The sequence below is a fragment of the Flavobacterium sp. LC2016-12 genome, from assembly GCF_015351595.1.
Taxonomy (GTDB): domain Bacteria; phylum Bacteroidota; class Bacteroidia; order Flavobacteriales; family Flavobacteriaceae; genus Flavobacterium.
The window spans coordinates 24,494-43,586 of sequence record NZ_JADKPT010000005.1 but is presented as its reverse complement, the minus strand read 5'-3'; the positions used below and the strand labels follow the sequence as shown (position 1 = coordinate 43,586).

18 protein-coding genes are annotated in these 19,093 nt (G+C 33.9%); 11 read left to right on the top strand and 7 right to left on the bottom strand.

The genetic code is table 11. The features are described from left to right. Positions 1–3 precede the first annotated feature (3 nt). A complete protein-coding gene (gene murB, locus IRZ99_RS09880) occupies positions 4–1,017 on the bottom strand; it encodes a UDP-N-acetylmuramate dehydrogenase (RefSeq protein WP_194657132.1) in 1,014 nt (337 codons plus the stop codon). 143 nt (positions 1,018–1,160) lie between these two features. Beyond that, the gene (hisC, locus tag IRZ99_RS09875; RefSeq protein ID WP_194657131.1) at positions 1,161–2,261 is read right to left on the bottom strand and encodes a histidinol-phosphate transaminase; all 1,101 of its coding nucleotides are present in this window, start codon (positions 2,259–2,261) and stop codon (positions 1,161–1,163) included. Between the two features lie 124 nt (positions 2,262–2,385). Between hisC and IRZ99_RS09870 the strand changes: the two genes are divergently transcribed. Continuing rightward, complete coding sequence (locus IRZ99_RS09870) at positions 2,386–3,096, top strand: hypothetical protein (protein ID WP_194657129.1); 711 nt, start codon at positions 2,386–2,388, stop codon at positions 3,094–3,096. 65 nt (positions 3,097–3,161) lie between these two features. Here the strand turns inward: IRZ99_RS09870 and IRZ99_RS09865 are convergent, their stop codons facing one another. The 4 genes from IRZ99_RS09865 to IRZ99_RS09850 all read right to left on the bottom strand — a co-directional run bounded on the left by IRZ99_RS09865 (position 3,162) and on the right by IRZ99_RS09850 (position 6,950). Then, positions 3,162–4,223, bottom strand: a complete 1,062-nt coding sequence (locus tag IRZ99_RS09865; RefSeq protein WP_194657128.1) for a glycosyltransferase — start codon at positions 4,221–4,223, stop codon at positions 3,162–3,164. A gap of 110 nt (positions 4,224–4,333) precedes the next feature. Beyond that, a complete protein-coding gene (locus tag IRZ99_RS09860; RefSeq protein WP_194657127.1) occupies positions 4,334–5,011 on the bottom strand; it encodes a DUF2461 domain-containing protein in 678 nt (225 codons plus the stop codon). A 10-nt stretch (positions 5,012–5,021) separates the two neighbouring features. Then, on the bottom strand, positions 5,022–5,720 hold the full coding sequence (locus IRZ99_RS09855; RefSeq protein WP_194657126.1) for a thioredoxin domain-containing protein: 699 nt from the start codon (positions 5,718–5,720) through the stop codon (positions 5,022–5,024). Positions 5,721–5,870: 150 nt separating this feature from the next. Beyond that, positions 5,871–6,950 carry a DNA replication/repair protein RecF gene (locus tag IRZ99_RS09850; protein ID WP_194657125.1) on the bottom strand — a complete coding sequence of 360 codons (1,080 nt, stop codon included), beginning with the start codon at positions 6,948–6,950 and terminating at the stop codon, positions 5,871–5,873. A gap of 242 nt (positions 6,951–7,192) precedes the next feature. Here IRZ99_RS09850 and IRZ99_RS09845 point away from each other — a divergent pair, with 242 nt between their 5' ends. From IRZ99_RS09845 to IRZ99_RS09815, 7 genes are all read left to right on the top strand, one after another. Then, entirely contained in the window at positions 7,193–7,972 is a 780-nt protein-coding gene (locus IRZ99_RS09845) for a tetratricopeptide repeat protein (protein WP_194657124.1), read from the top strand. 81 nt (positions 7,973–8,053) lie between these two features. After that, on the top strand, positions 8,054–8,626 hold the full coding sequence (gene ribH / locus IRZ99_RS09840; protein ID WP_194657123.1) for a 6,7-dimethyl-8-ribityllumazine synthase: 573 nt from the start codon (positions 8,054–8,056) through the stop codon (positions 8,624–8,626). 138 nt (positions 8,627–8,764) lie between these two features. Further along, a complete protein-coding gene (locus tag IRZ99_RS09835) occupies positions 8,765–9,448 on the top strand; it encodes a DUF6624 domain-containing protein (protein ID WP_194657122.1) in 684 nt (227 codons plus the stop codon). Positions 9,449–9,619: 171 nt separating this feature from the next. Next, the gene (gene mutL, locus IRZ99_RS09830) at positions 9,620–11,536 is read left to right on the top strand and encodes a DNA mismatch repair endonuclease MutL (RefSeq protein ID WP_194657121.1); all 1,917 of its coding nucleotides are present in this window, start codon (positions 9,620–9,622) and stop codon (positions 11,534–11,536) included. Next, positions 11,533–12,348: a rhomboid family intramembrane serine protease gene (locus tag IRZ99_RS09825; protein WP_194657119.1), complete on the top strand. Its 816-nt coding sequence runs from the start codon at positions 11,533–11,535 to the stop codon at positions 12,346–12,348. Before mutL ends, IRZ99_RS09825 begins: the two co-directional genes overlap by 4 nt. 43 nt (positions 12,349–12,391) lie before the next feature. Then, positions 12,392–13,255 (top strand): rhomboid family intramembrane serine protease, encoded by an 864-nt coding sequence (locus IRZ99_RS09820; RefSeq protein ID WP_194657118.1) that lies wholly within the window; start codon positions 12,392–12,394, stop codon positions 13,253–13,255. Between the two features lie 18 nt (positions 13,256–13,273). Next, positions 13,274–14,320 (top strand): endonuclease/exonuclease/phosphatase family protein, encoded by a 1,047-nt coding sequence (locus tag IRZ99_RS09815; RefSeq protein WP_194657117.1) that lies wholly within the window; start codon positions 13,274–13,276, stop codon positions 14,318–14,320. A gap of 115 nt (positions 14,321–14,435) precedes the next feature. On the opposite strand, the gene IRZ99_RS09810 is transcribed toward IRZ99_RS09815, so the two are convergent. After that, positions 14,436–15,281, bottom strand: coding sequence for an AraC family transcriptional regulator (locus tag IRZ99_RS09810; protein WP_194657116.1), 846 nt, complete (start codon positions 15,279–15,281; stop codon positions 14,436–14,438). A gap of 178 nt (positions 15,282–15,459) precedes the next feature. Here IRZ99_RS09810 and IRZ99_RS09805 point away from each other — a divergent pair, with 178 nt between their 5' ends. The 3 genes from IRZ99_RS09805 to IRZ99_RS09795 all read left to right on the top strand — a co-directional run bounded on the left by IRZ99_RS09805 (position 15,460) and on the right by IRZ99_RS09795 (position 19,049). Further along, positions 15,460–16,374 (top strand): dihydrodipicolinate synthase family protein, encoded by a 915-nt coding sequence (locus IRZ99_RS09805; protein ID WP_194657115.1) that lies wholly within the window; start codon positions 15,460–15,462, stop codon positions 16,372–16,374. Positions 16,375–16,452: 78 nt separating this feature from the next. Next, the gene (locus IRZ99_RS09800) at positions 16,453–18,036 is read left to right on the top strand and encodes an aldehyde dehydrogenase (NADP(+)) (RefSeq protein ID WP_194657114.1); all 1,584 of its coding nucleotides are present in this window, start codon (positions 16,453–16,455) and stop codon (positions 18,034–18,036) included. 2 nt (positions 18,037–18,038) lie between these two features. Further along, positions 18,039–19,049 (top strand): 4-hydroxyproline epimerase, encoded by a 1,011-nt coding sequence (locus IRZ99_RS09795; RefSeq protein ID WP_194657113.1) that lies wholly within the window; start codon positions 18,039–18,041, stop codon positions 19,047–19,049. Positions 19,050–19,093: the final 44 nt, after the last annotated feature.

The following is a 19,093-nucleotide window of genomic DNA, read 5'->3' as shown; positions in this document are numbered from 1 at the left end:
TTCTTAAATTACATTTACTTCAGCTTCAATATGAATTCCGAAAGTTTCAAAAACAGTTTTTTGAACATCTCTTGAAACGGCTAATATTTCCTGACCCGTTGCATTTCCGTAATTCACTAAAACCAGAGCCTGATTTTTATGTACTCCGGCATCTCCAAAACGTTTTCCTTTAAAACCAGCTTGTTCAATTAACCAACCCGCAGGGACTTTAACTTCAGTCTCAGAAACTTCATAATATTTCATTTCCGGAAATTTCTTACGGATTTTTTCGAAATCAGATTTCAATAAAATTGGGTTTTTAAAGAAGCTTCCGCTATTTCCCAATTCTTTCGGATCTGGTAATTTGCTTTGTCTGATGGCGATTACGGCGTTGCTCACATCTTTTAAAGTTGGAGTAACAATATTATTTTTAGCCAATTCAGCTGTAATATCTCCGTAAGAAGTATTTATTTTATGATTGCGTTTGGTCAATTTATAAATTACCGACGTAATGATATATTGGTCTTTAACTTCATTTTTAAAAATGCTTTCTCTGTATCCAAAATTACATTCAGAATTCTTGAAGGTTTTGATTTCCTGAGATTCGATATTGATGGCTTCACACGAAATAAAAGTATCTTTTATTTCAGTTCCGTAAGCACCAATATTTTGAACTGGAGTTGTTCCAACATTTCCGGGAATTAGGGACATATTTTCTAAACCTCCAAAATTATGGTCAATTGTCCACAAGACGAAATCGTGCCAGGTTTCACCGGCCTGACTTTCAACCCATACAAAATCTTCGTCTTCTTTAATGATTTCTTTGCCTTTTAAATCGATATAAATTACCAGGGCGTCAATGTCTTTTGTTAAAAGCATATTGCTTCCACCACCTAAAATAAATTTTTTCTCGTTTTTGTGTGCTTCTAAAATAGTTTTCAATTCAGGAACCGAATGTACTGCAACAAATTGTTTGGCTTTGGCTTCAATACCAAAAGTATTGTAGTTTTTTAAAGAAAAATTGGATTGAATTTCCATAAATAAAAGGCTTTTTTTGATCCCGAAGTTTCGGAATAATTCTGAGCTCAAAAGTAAGGATTATAATTTATTTGAACTCCATTTCTGAAAAATAACAGATTAACAATTCATCAAAAAGTAAATTTGCTATTTAAGCATGCTTTTTATTTTATAGCAGCAATAAATCGTTGCATTTCTTTCATTGTTCCTATTGTAATTCGGGTCCATTTTCCGTTTTCCTCATAAATTTTTGTTCCTTGTATTTTATGCTCTTCCAATTGTTTGAAGTAATCTTTTTTATAGTTATCTAAAGAAAAATAAACAAAATTTGAATAAGAAGGAACGCAGGTTAAATTGAGAAGAGTAAGTTGATCTATTGTGTATTTTTTTACTTCCAGATTGGATGTATATACTTTCTGAATGAACTTTTCATCATTTAAAGAAGCTATAGCTGCCGCTGTCGAGACAACGCTGACTGCCATATTCTGTGATGATCTCACAGTATCAAGTTCTTCAATAGTAGTAGCATGTGCAATAGCATACCCAACTCGGGCGCCGGCCAAACCGTACATTTTTGAAAAAGTCTTAGTGATAATCAAATTTTTATTTTCGAAAACCAAATCACTTAAGGATTGTTCTTTTGTAAAATCGATATAAGCTTCATCAACAAACACTATTGCTTTTTTTGTAGCTTCTTTTATAAAGGATTCCAATTCTTCTCTGGTACATATCGTTCCCGTTGGATTGTTAGGATTACAGATATAAACCATTTTGGTGTCTGAATCGATAGCTTTCAGCATAGCTGATAAGTCGTGCTTTTTTTCTTTGGTTAACGGAACAGTAATTTTCTTAAGCCCTAATTTTTCATAAGGAGTTGTCCAGTAGTCGAATGTGGTTTCGGCCAAAATGAAATTACCTTTTTTTAATGCAGTAAATTGAAGTACTAAATCTAAAATTTCCGTTGAACCCGCTCCTAACAGAATATTATTGTCCGAAACATTATTTTTTTTAGCAATGTGTGTAATTAATTCTGCGGAAAGATCCCAACCATATCGATTGCTGCTATTAATACTTTTTGTCATGGCGGCACGAGCTAATGGAGATGGGCCATACGGATTTTCATTTGACCGAAGTGTTATAGGAGCATTGTCTAAATCAGGAAAAACAGATTCTTCAACAGGCTTTGCAAATGCTTCAACGTTATAAAATCCTAATGCTATCGTGCCTAAACTTATTTGTTTTAGCCAATTTCTTCTGTTATTCATTTCTGCTTTAGATTAAATTAAACAATTGCTTTTAACAGTATGTCGTTGAGATCGAAGAAAAGTTACGAGATGTATATTTTAGATTTTCTTTCGTAAGTTTGGATTAATTATAAAGTATGTAATTATGTCGAAATCAATTAGGAACGGCTCATTTTTCTTTTTTTTATTTCTGAGTACATTTTTTTCGAGGGCTCAAACGAATTTGTTTGATACGTGGAGAATTAATAATATAATTGGAATTGGTGATCTGCAAGAATATTCTATGGTCAGGATGGGTGAAAACCGTTCAGGCTATATGTTGATGTTGAATCACGATGGGACATTTATATGTAGAAATTTACCTGAATGTGGAAACGATACATTTCGGAATACTTTAGGGAATTTTATATTAATTGATGATAATCATATCCGTTTTATTTTAAAGAAAACTTCTTATAGTGGCTTAAATAAGGGGGATAACTCAGAATCTGAATCGAATATAGATTTAGGGATTTTTTATATTTATAAAGAAGCGAATTCAATTCTGCTAATTAAGAGTAATGGCATTTTGCAGGATGATAAAGATAAAATGCTTTATACGGAAATGCTAAATACCTTCGATAAAAATTGGAAATCTTACGATTATTCATGGATAAGTACGAAAGCAATGACGTCTGAAGAAATTGTAAAAGATTGTGTTGATGGCAAAAAACTGATTGATTTGTCTAATTGTAAAATTCTGTTTTCAAAAAAAGAAGGTTATGGCAAATTGTTCCTTGTTCGGGAAAAGGAAAGTTTTCATTATGTACTTTATGATCAATTTAAACAAAAAGTATCTTTGGCTTATCCTCGTTGATTATTTTAACCGAAAGAAACGTTAAGCTTTGCGAAATTTGCGTAAACCCTTTGCGAACATTGCGGTTAAGTTTTACGCAGATTTAACAACTCATGATATCTATCTGAAATAATCTTCATATTAATATCATAATTCGCATTCTCCTCTACAAACTTTCGATTCTGTAAAATGGCATTATTTCGAGATTCAGTATTTTCAAAAGACCAAATCAATTCTTCAGCCAGCATTTCGATATTATCAATTTCAATCAATTGTCCGTTTTCACGATGCTTAACCCAGCTTTGATTTCCGGGAATGTCAGAAACTACAGGATAACAACTGCAAGCCATTGCTTCAAATAAAGAAGCCGAAACACCTTCGGTAATAGGCATGCTGATGTAAATATTCGAATCCTGTAATAATTTCGGAAGTTCAGTATTCGGAATTCTGCCTGTAAAAACTACTTTGTTTTCGATTTGTAATGTTGTCGCTAAATCTTTTAAAAACTCTAATCTTGTTCCGTCTCCCACAATGGTCAAAGTGAAATCTATTCCTTTTTGATGTAAAATAGCAAAAGCTTTTAAAATTGAATCATGACGATATTCCGGTTGTAAAGATCGCGTTACAATTGCCTCAATTTTATTTGAATCGTTTATAGAAGGAGTGAAAAGCGTCAAATCAATTCCCTTTGGGATAACCAAAACTTTGCCCATGTCAACGCCAATTGCTTTCATCGAAATGGTCATAACCGGTCCCCAAGCGTGAATCAAATCGGCTTTTTTAAAAGCGTGTTTCTGAATGATTTTTTTAAATGGTAATAAAACGGAACCTTCCGGCCATAAATCAGTTCGGCCTTGCTGTGCAATTGCAATTGGGTGCATTCCAGAAATGGCAGCAAGAAAACCGTAACTGGTTGTTCTCTCTGCAATAATCATATCTGGTTTTTCGCGTCGGATTGTTTTTCGAATAGAAATAGGAGAGAAGGCGTATTCTAAAATACGTTTGAATCGGTTGAGTTTTGAAGTATTCGGTGTTTGAAGTTCCCAAGTACAGATTTCAAAATCGCCAAATTCTTTCAAACCTTTCATCCACGTGATAGCGTCCGCACGATACGATTCTCCCAGAAAAAGTATTTTCCTTTTTTTCATTCGGCAAACTTAGTAACTATTTGTGAAGCTATTTATATTTTTCCGCCACGAATTCACGAATTAGCTTAAAATAATTCGTGAATTCGTGGCGGAAAATAGGTAGGGATTGGTTAAAACTCATCTGTGTCTAAAGCACGATTGATGAATTCGTTTAATGGTTTTAGTGCGATTAATTTTTTGCTCATTTTGGTAACGAAATCTTTTTGAGTCACCTCTGCAATATCATATTTTTGAGTAGCAGTAAAGCTTTTCAATTTTAAAAATTCAATCGCCGGATGGTCTTTTTCATAACCACGTGGCATGCTTTTAAGTGAATTAGTTTCGTTTACATCTAAACTTCCAAATTCCTTTTTGAAGTTTTTATCAGCTAAAATAGCTTCTAAATCCTCATGGAAAAAAGCAATTTCTTTTCGGACTTTTTTTAAATCTGCAGCTTCAGGCGAATAAAATCCGCCGGCAATAAAACTGGCACCTTTTTCAATGTGAACATAATATCCAGAACGATTGGCGCCTTTAGCTCCGGCAGACATCCAAACGCCCAAATGTGCTTTATAAGGCGATTTGTCTTTAGAAAATCGAATGTCACGATTGATTCGGAAAGTACAGTTTTTAACTTCCAATAATTCCAAAGAAGGGTCAAGCGGTTTCATTACGTCCAGAAAATCACTAACCAATTGATGATAGTCTTTTTTGAAAATCTCGTATCGTTTTTTATTGTCCTGAAACCAGTCTCTATTGTTGTTCTTTTTTAAATCGTCTAAAAATTGCAATGATTCTTTCGTTAGCATATTCGGGTTTTTATTGCAGTTGTTCTTTTAAATTTTCTTCTGTTGTCAGGCCTATTAGCTTCTTTTGTACGGCTTTGTTTTCGTAGATTAAAATAGTTGGAAGCTGAGTGATTTTCATTGTTTCTGCTAAAGATTTGTTTTTATCTACATCAATTCGGATGATGACAACTTTATCTGCCATGTCCTTTTGCATTTTCAAAAGGAACGGCTCCATTTGTTTGCAAGGTCCGCACCATTCGGCATAAAAATCAACTAAAACTTTTTTGTCTGTATTTAATAAATCGTTGAAATCATTCATCGTCATTCCAATCTGAGCAGTCGACGGATTCGATAATCCTGCTTCACTCCAGTTTAAGAAGCCGCCGTCTAATTCATAAATTGTCGTAAAACCAAGTTCCTGAAGTTTTGCGGCTGCTTTTTTGCTTCTTCCCCCACTTAAGCAGTACACAAAAACAGGTTTTGATTTATCGTAAGATTCGGCTTTTGTTGCAAAATCATCACCGTTCCAATTTACATTTACAGCATTATCAATATGTTCAGATCCGAATTCTTCCGGAGTTCTAACATCTAAAATTTGTGGATTTTCAGTTGTTTTGATTTTTTCTGCAAATTCTTTCGGTGCAATCGATTCAAAAGGTTTTGCTTTTTGGTCGTTGCAAGAGAATAATAGAATTGAAACTATAATTAATAAAATTTTGGGGAATTTCATGATGTTGAATTTTAAAAAATAAAGTATTGCTAAAGTAATGATTTTTCATTTTTGAATTTATAAAAGAATGGTAAATTCAATTTTAGGGATGAGGCTTGCAGTTTCAAACGTCATGCTTGGAAACTTGAAACTTGAAACCTGAAACAAAATTTATAAATTAAATATCTTATAACTCTGATGAGTCGATTTTACAATTGCTTCGGTACGTTCCGGATGTGTATCTGAAATAAAAAGCTGCCCGAAAGTTTCGCTGTTTACCATTTCGATGATTTTGGAAACACGGGTTTCGTCTAGTTTATCAAAAATATCATCAAATAATAAAAGAGGTTTTACACCGCTTTGTTTCTTTAAAAATTCAAATTGAGCCAATTTCAAAGCAATCAAAAAAGATTTTTGCTGACCTTGAGATCCGAATTTTTTTATAGGATAAGAATCGATTTCAAAAGACAAATCGTCTTTATGTATTCCGACACTTGTATAATGAAGCGCACGGTCTTTATTTATGTTTTCCTGTAAAAGAGTTAGGAGGTCTTTTTCGTACAGATGACTTTCATAAACCAATTGTACGGTTTCTTCAGAACCTGTGATGGCCTGATGATGTACATTAAATATAGGTATAAATTGTTCCAGAAAATCTTTTCGCTTTTCGAAAATAGATTGTCCAAAACTATTTAACTGCTCATTATATATAGATAAGGTATCGTTATCAAAAGTATGATTCAGGGCAAAATACTTCAAAAGCGCATTTCGCTGCACAATTACTTTTTGATACTGAATAAGCTGATGCAGGTAAGTGGAGTCTAATTGCGAGATAACGCTGTCCATAAATTTACGACGTGTCTCACTTCCTTCCACAATTAAATCGCGATCTGCAGGTGAAATTATTACCAACGGAATAAATCCGATATGATCTGAGAATTTATCATAAGCTTTTCCGTTTCTTTTTAAAACCTTCTTTTGTCCTTTTTTTAAACTGCAGACAATTTGTTCTGTTCTTTCATTTTTCACTATCTCGGCATCAATAACAAAAAACTCTTCCCCGTGTTTGATATTTTGAACCGCTAACGGATTAAAATAGCTTTTTCCGTATGCTAAATGATAGATTGCATCGAGCACATTAGTCTTGCCAATTCCGTTTTTGCCGACAAAACAATTAATCTTGAGGTCAAAATCGAAACTGACTTCGGCGAAATTTTTATAATTGAATAAAGAAATTTTGTTTAAATGCATTTTTTAAGAAACTCTAAGGTAAAATCTGATGTTTTAGAACAGCAAAAATTTGAGGGTGCAAATTATCGAAAATTATTGATATAAAAGGCTTTTGGCGTGTTTCAAGATGAATTATTTTAGTGCTGAGGAGAAACGACTTAGCGTTTGAAAAAATATTTTTTTTAAAATAGTGATAAAATTGATTTTTTTTACCTCAGTTTCAATAAAAATTTTATTTTTGCCGTTCACTAAATTAATTTTAAATGGCTACTTACAATAAAAGAGGATATAAAGCACCAAAGGAGAAGGAAGTTAAAGAAGTAAATGAAGAAACACAGGTAATCATTGATGAAAAAGACAGCACAACAGCTGGTGTTTTTTCTAAATTAGATGAAACTGCTTCAAGAACTGAGGATTGGGTTGCTAAAAATCAAAAAATCATTATTGGTTTAGTTGCTGGTATTGCAGTTGCTACTATTGGATATTTGGCTTACCAAAAATTTATCGAAGCTCCTAAACAAGATGAGGCTGCAAACGAAATGTTTGTTGCTCAACAAAACTTCCAAAAAGCAACTGATGGTGTTGCAAGCGATTCATTATATAAATTAGCTTTGAATGGTTCTGAAGGTAAATTCGGATTCGTGAAAATTGCTGACGAATATTCTGGTACTGATGCTGGAAACTTAGCAAATTACTATGCTGGTATGGCATATTTGAATACAGGTAAATTTGATGACGCTATTAAATACCTAGGTAACTTTAAATCTGAAGATTTGATTTTAAGTGCTTTGGCAAAAGGTGCTATCGGAGATGCTTATTCTCAAAAGAATCAACAAAAAGAGGCTTTAGAGTATTATGTAAAAGCGGCTGAATCTAATAAAAATGATTTTACAACGCCTCGTTTCTTATTAAAAGCTGGTAAAACTGCTTTGGCTTTAGGTCAAAAAGAAGATGCTTTGAAATATTTAACTGATATTAAAGAAAACTTCGATGCAACTCCAGAAGCAGCTTCTGTTGATGTATTGATTGGATTAGCACAATAAAAATTTTAGACTTTAGATTTAAGATTGTAGATTTGTAATTAAGAATCTAAATTCTGAAATCAAAAATCTAAAATAGTACAGATGGCTACCGAAAATAAAAATTTATCAGAATACGATAAAAACACGATCCCAAATGCGAAAGACTTTCGATTTGGGATTGTTGTTTCTGAATGGAACGAAACCATTACAGAAGGACTTTACAATGGCGCTTTTGATGCCTTAGTTGATTGCGATGTACCAGTACAGCAAATTATTCGTTGGAATGTTCCAGGGAGTTTTGAGTTGATTTATGGTGCAAAGAAAATGTTGCAAACACAGAACGTAGATGCAGTTATTGTAATTGGATGTGTAATCCAGGGAGAAACAAAACATTTTGATTTTGTATGCGAAGGTGTTACCCAAGGAATTAAAGATTTGAATGTTCAAACTGATATTCCGGTTATTTTTTGTGTTTTGACAGATAATAACATGCAACAATCAATCGATAGAAGCGGAGGAGTTCACGGAAATAAAGGAACCGAAGCGGCAATTGCAGCAATTAAGATGGCATATATTCGTCAACAGGCTTCAATGTCACATCCTTTTAACCAGCCTTTATTGACTTCAGGAGCACTTCAGCTAGAAGAAACACCAATAAAAATCGAGAACGAATAAAACACAATTGTTTTAGAAATACAAAGCCTATACTGTGAAAAATAGTATAGGTTTTTTTATGCTTTTTTTGGGAATTTGTTAAGTATAAGTTGGTTAGGAAATATATTACATTTGAAATAATCTGTAAATTATATTTCTATGAAAAAACAATTACTTCTTATTGGTTTTATTTTTCTTTCCTGTGTTGGGTTTTCTCAGAATGGTATTAATAAGGATTTGAAAATCGAATTAGATTCAATTATGAAATCAGATCAGATTTTAAGAGAATATATAAATTTTGATACTACTGAAGATCGTAAAAAAGAAATTTTAAAAGAAATTGGTCATGAAAACGATCCTACTTTTAGAAAGCGGATATGGAAAGTTATGAATGCACAAGATTCTATTAATTTAATTAAGGTTGAAAAAATTATTTCAATTTATGGTTATCCGGGGAAAAGTTTGGTAGGTGAGCCTACTAATGAGTCTGCCTTTTATGTTATTCAGCATAGTTCAGAAATAGCAAAATATTTGCCTTTGATAAAAGAAGCAGCCGAAAAAGAAGAAATTCTATTTACAAAATATGCGATGATGCTGGACCGCTCTTTGGTTCAGCAAGGAAAGGAGCAGATTTATGGAACACAAGGACAAGGAAAGGAAATAACAAACAAGAAAACAGGGAAAAAGGAATTCTTTGATTATATATCGCCAATACAAAATCCTGAAAAAGTTAATAAACGCCGAAAAAAGGCCGGTTTTACCACTACTGTAGAAGAAAATGCAAAAGAAATAGGTATAGAATATAAAGTTTACACCTTAGATGAAATCGCAAAAATTAATTAAATTCATTGTTGATTAAATACAATCTTTCTGTTTTATAGAGGATTGTGGTTTTTGTTTTTTTTATGAGAGCTTAAGTTTAAAAAGCCAACAGAAATTCATTAAATTTGTACACCTTGATTTAGATTTCAAATCAAAAATCTCAAATCTTTAATCTACAATCTAAAATTTTAAATGTCGAGTATAATTCAATTACTTCCTGATCACGTTGCTAATCAAATTGCTGCTGGAGAAGTGGTTCAAAGACCAGCTTCAGTTGTAAAAGAGCTTTTAGAAAATGCTGTTGATGCTGATGCAACCGACATTAAATTAATTATTAAAGATGCCGGAAAATCATTAGTACAGGTTATTGATAACGGTAAAGGAATGAGCGTGACTGATGCGCGTTTGTGCTTTGAACGTCACGCCACTTCAAAAATTCGTCAGGCAGAAGATTTGTTTTCATTGTGCACTAAAGGTTTCCGAGGAGAAGCTTTGGCTTCTATTGCGGCAATTGCCCATATGGAAATGAAAACCAAACAAGACCAGGAAGAATTAGGAACACATATTGTAATTGAAGGAAGTAAATTCGTTTCTCAGGAAGTAGCAGTTTTACCAAAAGGAACTTCATTTGCAGTTAAAAATCTTTTTTTTAATATTCCTGCCCGCCGTAACTTCTTAAAATCGGATACGGTTGAATTTCGTCATGTTATGGATGAGTTTCAACGTGTAGCTTTGGCACATCCTAATATTCATTTTACTTTTTATCATAATGGAAGTGAAATGTACAATTTGCCTGCAGCAGGATATCGTCAGCGTGTTGTTGGAATTTTCTCCGGAAAAACCAATGAGAAATTAGTTCCGGTTAACGAAGATACGGAGATTATCAATGTTCAGGGGTTTGTTTGTAAACCTGAATTTGCCAAGAAAAACAGAGGAGAACAATTCTTTTTTGTAAACGATCGTTTCATTAAAAGCGGTTATCTGCATCACGCAGTAATGGCGGCATACGACGGGCTTTTAAAAGATGGTTCACAGCCAAGTTATTTCTTATATCTGCAAGTTCCGCCAAATACGATAGATATCAACATTCATCCGACTAAAACAGAAATTAAGTTTGATGATGAACAAGCTTTATATGCTATTTTAAGAGCTTCGATAAAACACAGTTTAGGGCAGTTTAATGTGGCTCCGGTTTTAGATTTTGATCGTGATGCCAATTTAGATACTCCATACCATTATAAAGATTTAGAGGCCGAAACACCTACAATTCAGGTTGATGGTACTTTTAATCCGTTTACAGATGATAAAACGAATCAGCATTATACAAAATCGGGTTCTTCGGGATCTGCTTCTGGTTACAGTTCAGGTTCGTCTTCGTCTTCAGGTTCATCTTATTCCGGATATTCGAAAAGAGTAGAACCAACCACAAGTTGGGAAAGTTTGTACGTAGGTTTGGATACAGAAAGTATCGAAAGCTCGCCTTTTACTTTTGAAAATGAAGAAGTAACTTCATCTTTATTTAATGATGATGAGGTAGAAACGGCACCTCAAAAGACCTATCAAATTCATAAAAAATATATTGTTTCTCCTATAAAATCCGGAATGGTTATCGTTGATCAGCAACGTGCACACCAACGTATTTTGTACGAACAATTTTTACTGAATATGACCATGAATCAGGCTTCAAGTCAACAATTGTTATTTCCGTTGAATTTGTTTTATTCTTCAGATGAAATGACATTGATTGAAGAATTGAAACCTTCATTAGAAACAACAGGTTTTGTTTTTGAAGAAGCACAGACTGATCATATTGTTATTTCTGGAATTCCTGTGAATATTACAGAAAGTGAAGTTTCCTTAGTAATCGAACAATTATTAACTGATTTGCAAGACGGAATTCCAGCGAGTAGTTACAGTCAGAATGATACTATTGCCAAATCGATGGCTAAAAGTTTAGCGGTTAAAACGGGATCTTATTTAACCGAAAAAGAACAAGATAATTTGGTAAACGGATTGTTTGCCTGCAAAGATCCCAATATTTCACCTTTTCAAAAACCTACTTTCATCACAATGCGTGTTGAAGATATAGATAAAAAGTTTGCCGTATGATGAACATGACTCCAGTTGTAAAACAACTATTAATAATCAATATTATCTTTTTTATTGGTTCCTGGATGGTACCAGTATCTGAACAATATTTTGCTCTCTTTTTTCCAGAGAGTGATTTTTTTAAGCTATGGCAACTTTTGACACATATGTTTATGCATGGAAATATTATGCATATTGCTTTTAATATGTTTGCAATGGTTTCGTTTGGTTCTGCTTTAGAGCACTTTTGGGGTGGAAAGAAATTTATATTCTTTTATATTTCTTGTGGTTTAGGAGCAGCATTATTGCAAATAGGAGTTAATTATTTGCAATTTCAGAATGCTTTGGAGCCAGTACAATATTTAGGATTATCTGATAATACATTACATCAAATTTTAAATGTAAATTTTAGTGATGGAATGAATTTTAGATCCGATTTATTTTTAGATGGAATCAAACCAATATTACAAGATGCAGGAAAATTGAGTACTCTAAATGATGAAGGATTCAAAGCCTTATTTGACGCTTCAGTAATTAATCAAGTACCTATGGTAGGTGCTTCAGGTGCTGTTTATGGACTTTTAGTTGCATTTGCTTTTATGTTTCCAAATGCTGAATTAGCTTTAATGTTTATTCCAATTCCAATAAAGGCTAAATATTTTGTTCCGGGAATTTTAGCGATAGATTTATTCTTAGGCTTCAAAGGAGATTCTTTGTTTGGAAGTGGAGGAACAGGAGTTGCTCATTTTGCGCACATTGGGGGAGCTATTGTTGGATATTTTATGATGTGGTACTGGAAAAAAAATCAGTTTAATAGTAATCGTTGGAATTAATTTTTAACTTTAATATCGGAAACTAAAAAACAAAGGAAACTTTATGAATATTTTAGATGATTTAAAACTACAATATAAAATAGGAGGAATCGCGCTGCGTGTTATTTACTGGAACATTGCCTGTTTCCTGATTTCATTGGTTTTTTTCTGGCCGAATTTTACAGGAGCATTCGCTTATCCAAATTGGTTAGAATTATCTTCAGATCCTACTGTATTTTTATTTAGACCCTGGACATTTTTAACCTATGCCTTTTTTCATGCATCATTTTTGCATTTGTTGTTTAATATGATGGTTTTAAATTTTTCAAGCCAGTTATTTCTAACCTTTTTTACTCAAAAACAATATTTAGGATTATATATCTTAAGTGCCATTTTTGCAGGAGTTGTTTTTGCATTAAGTTATTATTTTTTAGATTATGCAGGATCCATAGTTGGCGCTTCTGCAGCAATTATGGCTATTTTAGTGGCAGCAACGACCTATCAGCCGTTAATGAATGTTCGTTTGTTATTAATCGGAAATGTAAAATTGTGGCACATTACGGCTGTCATTTTAATTTTGGATTTAATGCAGCTTCGTTTGGAAAATATGGGAGGCCATATTTCGCATTTAGCTGGCGCTTTATTCGGATTTATTTACATCAAATTGCTTCAAAACGGATCTGATTTGAGTATTGTAATTTCCAGAACACTTGATTTCTTCGCAAATCTATTTAAAAAATCCCCTTCGACCCCATTCAAAAAAGTTCATAAAAATTATCAAAAACCTACAGAAAAATCGACATCAAGAATTGTTACGAAAGACAAAACGCAGCAGCAAATTGATGAAATTTTGGATAAGATTAGCCAGTCTGGTTATGATTGTCTGACAAAAGAAGAAAAAGAGTTTTTATTTAAAGCTGGAAAATAATCCTTTTAGCAACAAAATATGAAAAACCTTTCGTGGTTTAATAAGATAATGTTCTTTTTGAATATAGTGTTAACTGTGCTTACATTTAGCGTCTATATTTTACCTTTCCTAGCACCTAAGAGCTTTCCGCTTTTATCGGTGCTTACGCTGTTTATGCCTGCCTTTTTTGTGCTGAACGCATTCTTCTTTATTTATTGGGCTATTCAGTTTAAAAAACGCCTTATATTATCTGGTTTGGTTCTCTTGACGGGAATTACCTTTATCAGTAAGTTTTACAAATTTTCGGCAAAAGAGTATGTCAAAGACGAAAAAGATTTCTCTGTAATGAGCTATAATGTGCGTCTTTTTAATGTTTTTAAATGGCTGGATCGGGATGATATTCCATCCAACATTAAAACTTTTATCGACGAAAAAGACCCTGATATTTTGTGCATTCAGGAATATTCGAATTCGGCACATCTGGATTTAAAAGTATATCCGCACCGTTATATTTTTATTGATGGAAATCAGATAAAAACAGGTCAGGCTATTTTTTCTAAATTCCCAATCTTGTATGAAGGAAATATCATCTTTCCAAATTCAGATAACAATGTGATCTATGCGGATATAAAACGAGGTAAAGATGTAATTCGGGTTTATAATATGCATTTGCAATCTATCAAAATTTCACCGGATGTCGATAAAATCTCTAATGATATTGATAATGTAAATCAGCAAAAATCACAATTAATTTATACCAGAATTAGTAAAGGATTTAGGCAGCAGCAAGAGCAGGCTGAAATATTTAAAGAGAATATTAAGCAATGTAAAAATCCAATTATTATTTGTGGGGATATGAATAACAGTCCGTTCTCCTATGTATATCGAAATATAAAAGGAAAACTAAAAGATACTTTTGAAGAAGCTGGCGGAGGTTTTGGAGCCACGTATAAATTCCGTTATTACCCTGCACGAATTGACTATATTTTTGCAGACAGTAAAATGAAAGTTAAACAATTTGAAAGTTTTTCTGATTTCGAAAACTCGGATCATTATCCAATTATGACAAGGCTTTCAATTGAATAAAGTTTTTTTAACCGCAAAGGGCGCTAAGGTTTACGCAAAGTTCGCAAGTTTTATATAAGCTTTGCGAACTTTGCGCTTTTGTACTTTGCGCTCTTTGCGGTTAAATAAAATAGCTTTACAAATTGAGCTTTCGGTATTGTAATGGAGATTTTTGTTTTAATTCTTTAAATTTCCTGTTGAAATTGGAAATATTATTAAAACCGCACAACTCGGCAATTTCCAGAACAGAAAGTTCACTATTATTGGCCAATAATTTTGAAGCATGTTCAATTCTGACTTCAATTAAAAACTGAAAAAAAGATTTGTTCGTCCGGACTTTAAAATACCGGCAAAAGGCATTTTTAGTCATATTAGCGATGGATGCAATTTCATCTAAATTGATGTTTTTCTGAAAGTTAGTCATAACGTGTTCAAAAACCGTCTGCATTCTCTTGCCTTCATTATCGGTTATTTTTTTATCATATAAATGATTAGACAAAAGCTCCTTATCATTATTTGAAAGCCACTTTATAATTCCTAAAAACAAAAGAAAGCGTTCGTAATTATCTGCTTTATTTAGTTTTTTAAATGACTTGGTTATTTTTTTTGGTGCGTTATGAATGATAAAGCCATTTTTACTGCTCTCTAAAAAAGGATGGATATTTTTGAAAGTAGTGAGAGAGAAAAAATCTTTCCCAAACGAGTTTGTTGTAAAAAACAGCGTGAGCATTACGGAAGACTCATTTTCATGTACTTCGCTCCTAAAAACATGGGGCAAATTACTGCCAATAACGAGTATATCACCTTCGCGATAATGTGAGATGGTATCACCGGCAAAAACGGCACCTTCTCCTTTTTCGATAAAACTGATTTGAATTTCTTCGTGTTGATGGAGCTTGTCGTAAAAAACAATTTCTCTATCTTCTTGATATATAAGGGGATCTTCTCCCGATTTTGGGATTTTAAATGGAAAAACTTTCATGGTTGGTTCAGGTTAGTTACATCAAATATATTTTATTTGATCAAAAAAATAGCAATATATTAGTTTGTTTTTTGCTTAAATTGGATATATAGGGTAATATAGTATTAGTTTGAGGTAATTTATCAGCCTCTTGCTTTGTTCAATATAAATAATTTTGATTTTAATAAAAATCGATATTATGAGTATTCAATGGAAAGGCGTAATGCCGGCAGTAACGACAAAATTTACTGCAGATGATAAATTAGACTTCAGAATGTTTGAGGTAAATTTAAAAGCACAACTAGACGCCGGGGTTGAAGGAATTATTCTTGGCGGTACTTTGGGAGAAGCCAGTACACTTTTGGAAGAGGAAAAAAGAGAATTGGTAAAAAGTACTGTTAGCATGGTTAATAATCAGGTGCCAGTTATAATGAATATTGCAGAACAAACTACACGGGGCGCAATCTTAGCAGCCAATAAAGCAGAACAAGATGGAGCAAAAGGTTTAATGATGCTGCCTCCAATGCGTTATAATGCTTCTGATTTTGAAACGATAACTTATTTTTCTGAAGTAGCAAAAAATACATCACTTCCTATAATGGTTTACAATAATCCGGTAGATTATAAAATCGAAGTTACGCTGGATATGTTTGAAGAAATTTTAAAATTTGATAATATTCAGGCTGTAAAAGAATCGACAAGAGATATTTCGAACGTAACAAGAATGATCAACCGTTTTGGAGATCGTTTAAAAATATTATCAGGAGTTGATACTTTGGCATTAGAAAGTCTTTTGATGGGTTCTCACGGATGGGTTTCAGGTTTGGTTGATGCTTTCCCGAGAGAGACTGTGGCAATTTACAAATTGGCTAAAGCTGGTCAAATCGATGAAGCATTGAAAATATACAGATGGTTTTTACCTTTATTAGAATTAGATATTAATTCGTTTTTGGTTCAAAATATCAAACTTGCGGAAGTAGCGACGGGTATTGGAACAGAAAATGTTCGTGCCCCAAGATTACCATTACGTGGTTCTGAAAGAGAAAAGGTTTTAGATATTATCGCAAAAGCTTTAGAATCAAGACCAACATTACCTGATTATAAAAATTTATAGTAGTCAACGAATAGAATTGATTTTGCAAACTTCTTCTTTTAAGAATTGTGAAGTATTCATTCAAAAACAGAAAATAGTATGATTACAGGAAAAAATTATGTGGGAAGTACGCTTAAAGCTGCGGGAGAAAAAACATTCAAAACGTTTAATCCGCAGTTAGATAAGGAAAATCCCTGGGTTTTTACAGAAGCTACTCCCGAAGAAATTGAAGAAGCTGTTACGTTAGCTAATCAGGCATTTGGAACCTATAAAAATTGTTCCGGTCTTGAAAAAGCTGTTTTTTTAAACGCTATTGCTGATGAAGTTTTAGCTTTAGGTGATAATTTGTTGGTTCAGTATTGTAGCGAATCCGGATTCCCGATGGGAAGAGCAGAAGGAGAACGCGGCAGAATGGTTGGTCAGTTACGTGCGTTTGCCCAAATGCTTGCGGAGGGAAGCTGGGTTCAGGCTACAATTGATACAGCATTACCAGACAGACTTCCGGCTCCAAAAGAAGATTTACGAAAAATATTGGTTCCATTAGGTCCTATTGTCGTTTTTGGATCCAGTAATTTTCCATTTGCATTTTCAACTGCTGGCGGAGATACTGCTTCGGCCTTAGCTGCGGGTTGTCCTGTAATTGTAAAAAGTCATTCGATGCATGTTGGTACTGGTGAAATGGTTGCTTCGGCAATTCTTAAAGCCGCACAAAAAACAAATATGCCTGAAGGTGTTTTCTCTAATCTTGTTGGTGGCGGAACAACGCTTGGAACAAGTTTGGTTAAACATCCGTTAGTAAAAGCAGTTGGTTTTACTGGTAGTATTCGTGCTGGAAGAGCTTTGTTCGATCTTGCTTCACAGCGACCTGAGCCTATTCCGGTTTTTGCCGAAATGGGTAGTATAAACCCGGTAGTCTTTTTGCCAGAAGCGCTAAAAACAAATAGTCAAAAATGGGCCACTGCTTATGCAGGATCAATTACTCTTGGTGCCGGTCAGTTTTGTACCAATCCGGGTTTATTAATTGGGATAAAAGGAGCTGAGTTAAATCAGTTTTCATCAGAATTGGCAGAAGCAATTGAAAAGATATCGCCATTTTGTATGTTACATGCTTCAATGAAAGATAGTTTTGAAGAGGGTGCAGCAACTATGTTGGCACAAAATGGAGTTTCTAAAATTGCGGAATATAAAGGTGAAGTAGCTCCTAATTACGGAGTACAAAAGATTTTGACCGTTGATGGTAAAACTTTTTTAGAGAATAAAACGTTAGGCCATGAAGTTTTTGGACCAGTTTCTATTCTTGTACAATGCGATGATGAAGAACAGTTACTAAGAATTATAAGTCAATTGGACGGGCAGTTAACAGGTACAATCATCGGAGAGCCAAAAGAACTGGAAGACCATAATGAACTAATCGAAGGAATGCAAAACAGGGTCGGACGTTTGATTTTTAATGGCGTTCCTACCGGAGTTGAAGTTTGTCCATCAATGATTCACGGAGGTCCTTATCCAGCTTCTTCTGATTCCAGATTTACTGCAGTTGGAATTCATGCTGTTTACCGTTGGGTGCGACCCTTTAGTTATCAAAATTGGCCAAATGAGTTATTGCCGGTGGAATTAAAAGATGAAAATCCATTGCAAATTTTAAGAACGTTAAATAATATTCAAACAAAATCTAAGGTATAATAATGTCAAAGAAAACTTTTTTTTGTGTAGATGCACACACTTGCGGAAATCCCGTAAGAGTTGTAGCTGGTGGCGGTCCTAATTTGGACGGAGCTAATATGAGTGAAAAACGTCAGCATTTTTTAAAAGAATTTGATTGGATCCGTAAAGGATTGATGTTTGAGCCCCGAGGTCATGACATGATGAGCGGAAGTATTTTATATCCGCCAAGTAATCCGGACAATGATTTCGGAATTTTATTTATCGAAACATCGGGATGTCTGCCAATGTGTGGTCACGGAACAATTGGAACCATCACTATCGCAATTGAAGAAGGTTTGATTACCCCAAAAATACCTGGGAAAATAAAAATGGAAGCGCCGGCCGGTTTGGTTAATATTGAATACCAACAAACCGGAGGTAAAGTAGATTGGGTACGTTTGACGAATGTAAAATCGTATTTGGCTGCTGAAGGTTTGACAATTGATTGTCCTGAACTGGGAGAGATTACTTTTGATGTTGCCTACGGTGGAAATTATTACGCGATCGTAGATCCGCAAGAGAATTTTTCGGGAATTCAGGATTTTACAGCCAGTAAAATTATTCAGTTTAGCCAGGAAGTCCGTAAGCGAATAAATGCAAAGTATCCGGATTATTTTATTCATCCGCAAAATGATACCATTCGTGATGTGAGTCATATGTTATGGACGGGAGAACCTCTTGATCCGACTTCATCTGGAAGAAATGCTGTTTTTTACGGAGATAAAGCGATCGATCGTTCTCCTTGTGGTACTGGAACTTCAGCAAGAATAGCGCAATTGCATGCGAAAGGAAAACTTAAAATGGGTGAAGATTTTATTCACGAAAGTTATATTGGAAGCAAGTTTATTGGGCGGGTTGTTGAAGAAACAAGCATTGGAGAAATTCCGGCAATTGTACCAAGTATTCAGGGCTGGGCAAAAGTGTACGGTTACAATACCATTATGATCGACGAGTCAGATGATCCGTATGCACATGGTTTTCAGGTGATTTAAAAACTAATAAAAATTTCAATTCATTGAAGGAGCATATAATACTT

What these genes read in the sequence shown, in the direction of transcription:
- murB (WP_194657132.1), bottom strand. Translation starts at nt 1,017, where the DNA reads ATGGAAATTCAATCCAATTTTTCTTTAAAAAACTACAATACTTTTGGT.
- hisC (WP_194657131.1), bottom strand. Translation starts at nt 2,261, where the DNA reads ATGAATAACAGAAGAAATTGGCTAAAACAAATAAGTTTAGGCACGATA.
- IRZ99_RS09870 (WP_194657129.1), top strand. Translation starts at nt 2,386, where the DNA reads ATGTCGAAATCAATTAGGAACGGCTCATTTTTCTTTTTTTTATTTCTG.
- IRZ99_RS09865 (WP_194657128.1), bottom strand. Translation starts at nt 4,223, where the DNA reads ATGAAAAAAAGGAAAATACTTTTTCTGGGAGAATCGTATCGTGCGGAC.
- IRZ99_RS09860 (WP_194657127.1), bottom strand. Translation starts at nt 5,011, where the DNA reads ATGCTAACGAAAGAATCATTGCAATTTTTAGACGATTTAAAAAAGAAC.
- IRZ99_RS09855 (WP_194657126.1), bottom strand. Translation starts at nt 5,720, where the DNA reads ATGAAATTCCCCAAAATTTTATTAATTATAGTTTCAATTCTATTATTC.
- IRZ99_RS09850 (WP_194657125.1), bottom strand. Translation starts at nt 6,950, where the DNA reads ATGCATTTAAACAAAATTTCTTTATTCAATTATAAAAATTTCGCCGAA.
- IRZ99_RS09845 (WP_194657124.1), top strand. Translation starts at nt 7,193, where the DNA reads ATGGCTACTTACAATAAAAGAGGATATAAAGCACCAAAGGAGAAGGAA.
- ribH (WP_194657123.1), top strand. Translation starts at nt 8,054, where the DNA reads ATGGCTACCGAAAATAAAAATTTATCAGAATACGATAAAAACACGATC.
- IRZ99_RS09835 (WP_194657122.1), top strand. Translation starts at nt 8,765, where the DNA reads ATGAAAAAACAATTACTTCTTATTGGTTTTATTTTTCTTTCCTGTGTT.
- mutL (WP_194657121.1), top strand. Translation starts at nt 9,620, where the DNA reads ATGTCGAGTATAATTCAATTACTTCCTGATCACGTTGCTAATCAAATT.
- IRZ99_RS09825 (WP_194657119.1), top strand. Translation starts at nt 11,533, where the DNA reads ATGATGAACATGACTCCAGTTGTAAAACAACTATTAATAATCAATATT.
- IRZ99_RS09820 (WP_194657118.1), top strand. Translation starts at nt 12,392, where the DNA reads ATGAATATTTTAGATGATTTAAAACTACAATATAAAATAGGAGGAATC.
- IRZ99_RS09815 (WP_194657117.1), top strand. Translation starts at nt 13,274, where the DNA reads ATGAAAAACCTTTCGTGGTTTAATAAGATAATGTTCTTTTTGAATATA.
- IRZ99_RS09810 (WP_194657116.1), bottom strand. Translation starts at nt 15,281, where the DNA reads ATGAAAGTTTTTCCATTTAAAATCCCAAAATCGGGAGAAGATCCCCTT.
- IRZ99_RS09805 (WP_194657115.1), top strand. Translation starts at nt 15,460, where the DNA reads ATGAGTATTCAATGGAAAGGCGTAATGCCGGCAGTAACGACAAAATTT.
- IRZ99_RS09800 (WP_194657114.1), top strand. Translation starts at nt 16,453, where the DNA reads ATGATTACAGGAAAAAATTATGTGGGAAGTACGCTTAAAGCTGCGGGA.
- IRZ99_RS09795 (WP_194657113.1), top strand. Translation starts at nt 18,039, where the DNA reads ATGTCAAAGAAAACTTTTTTTTGTGTAGATGCACACACTTGCGGAAAT.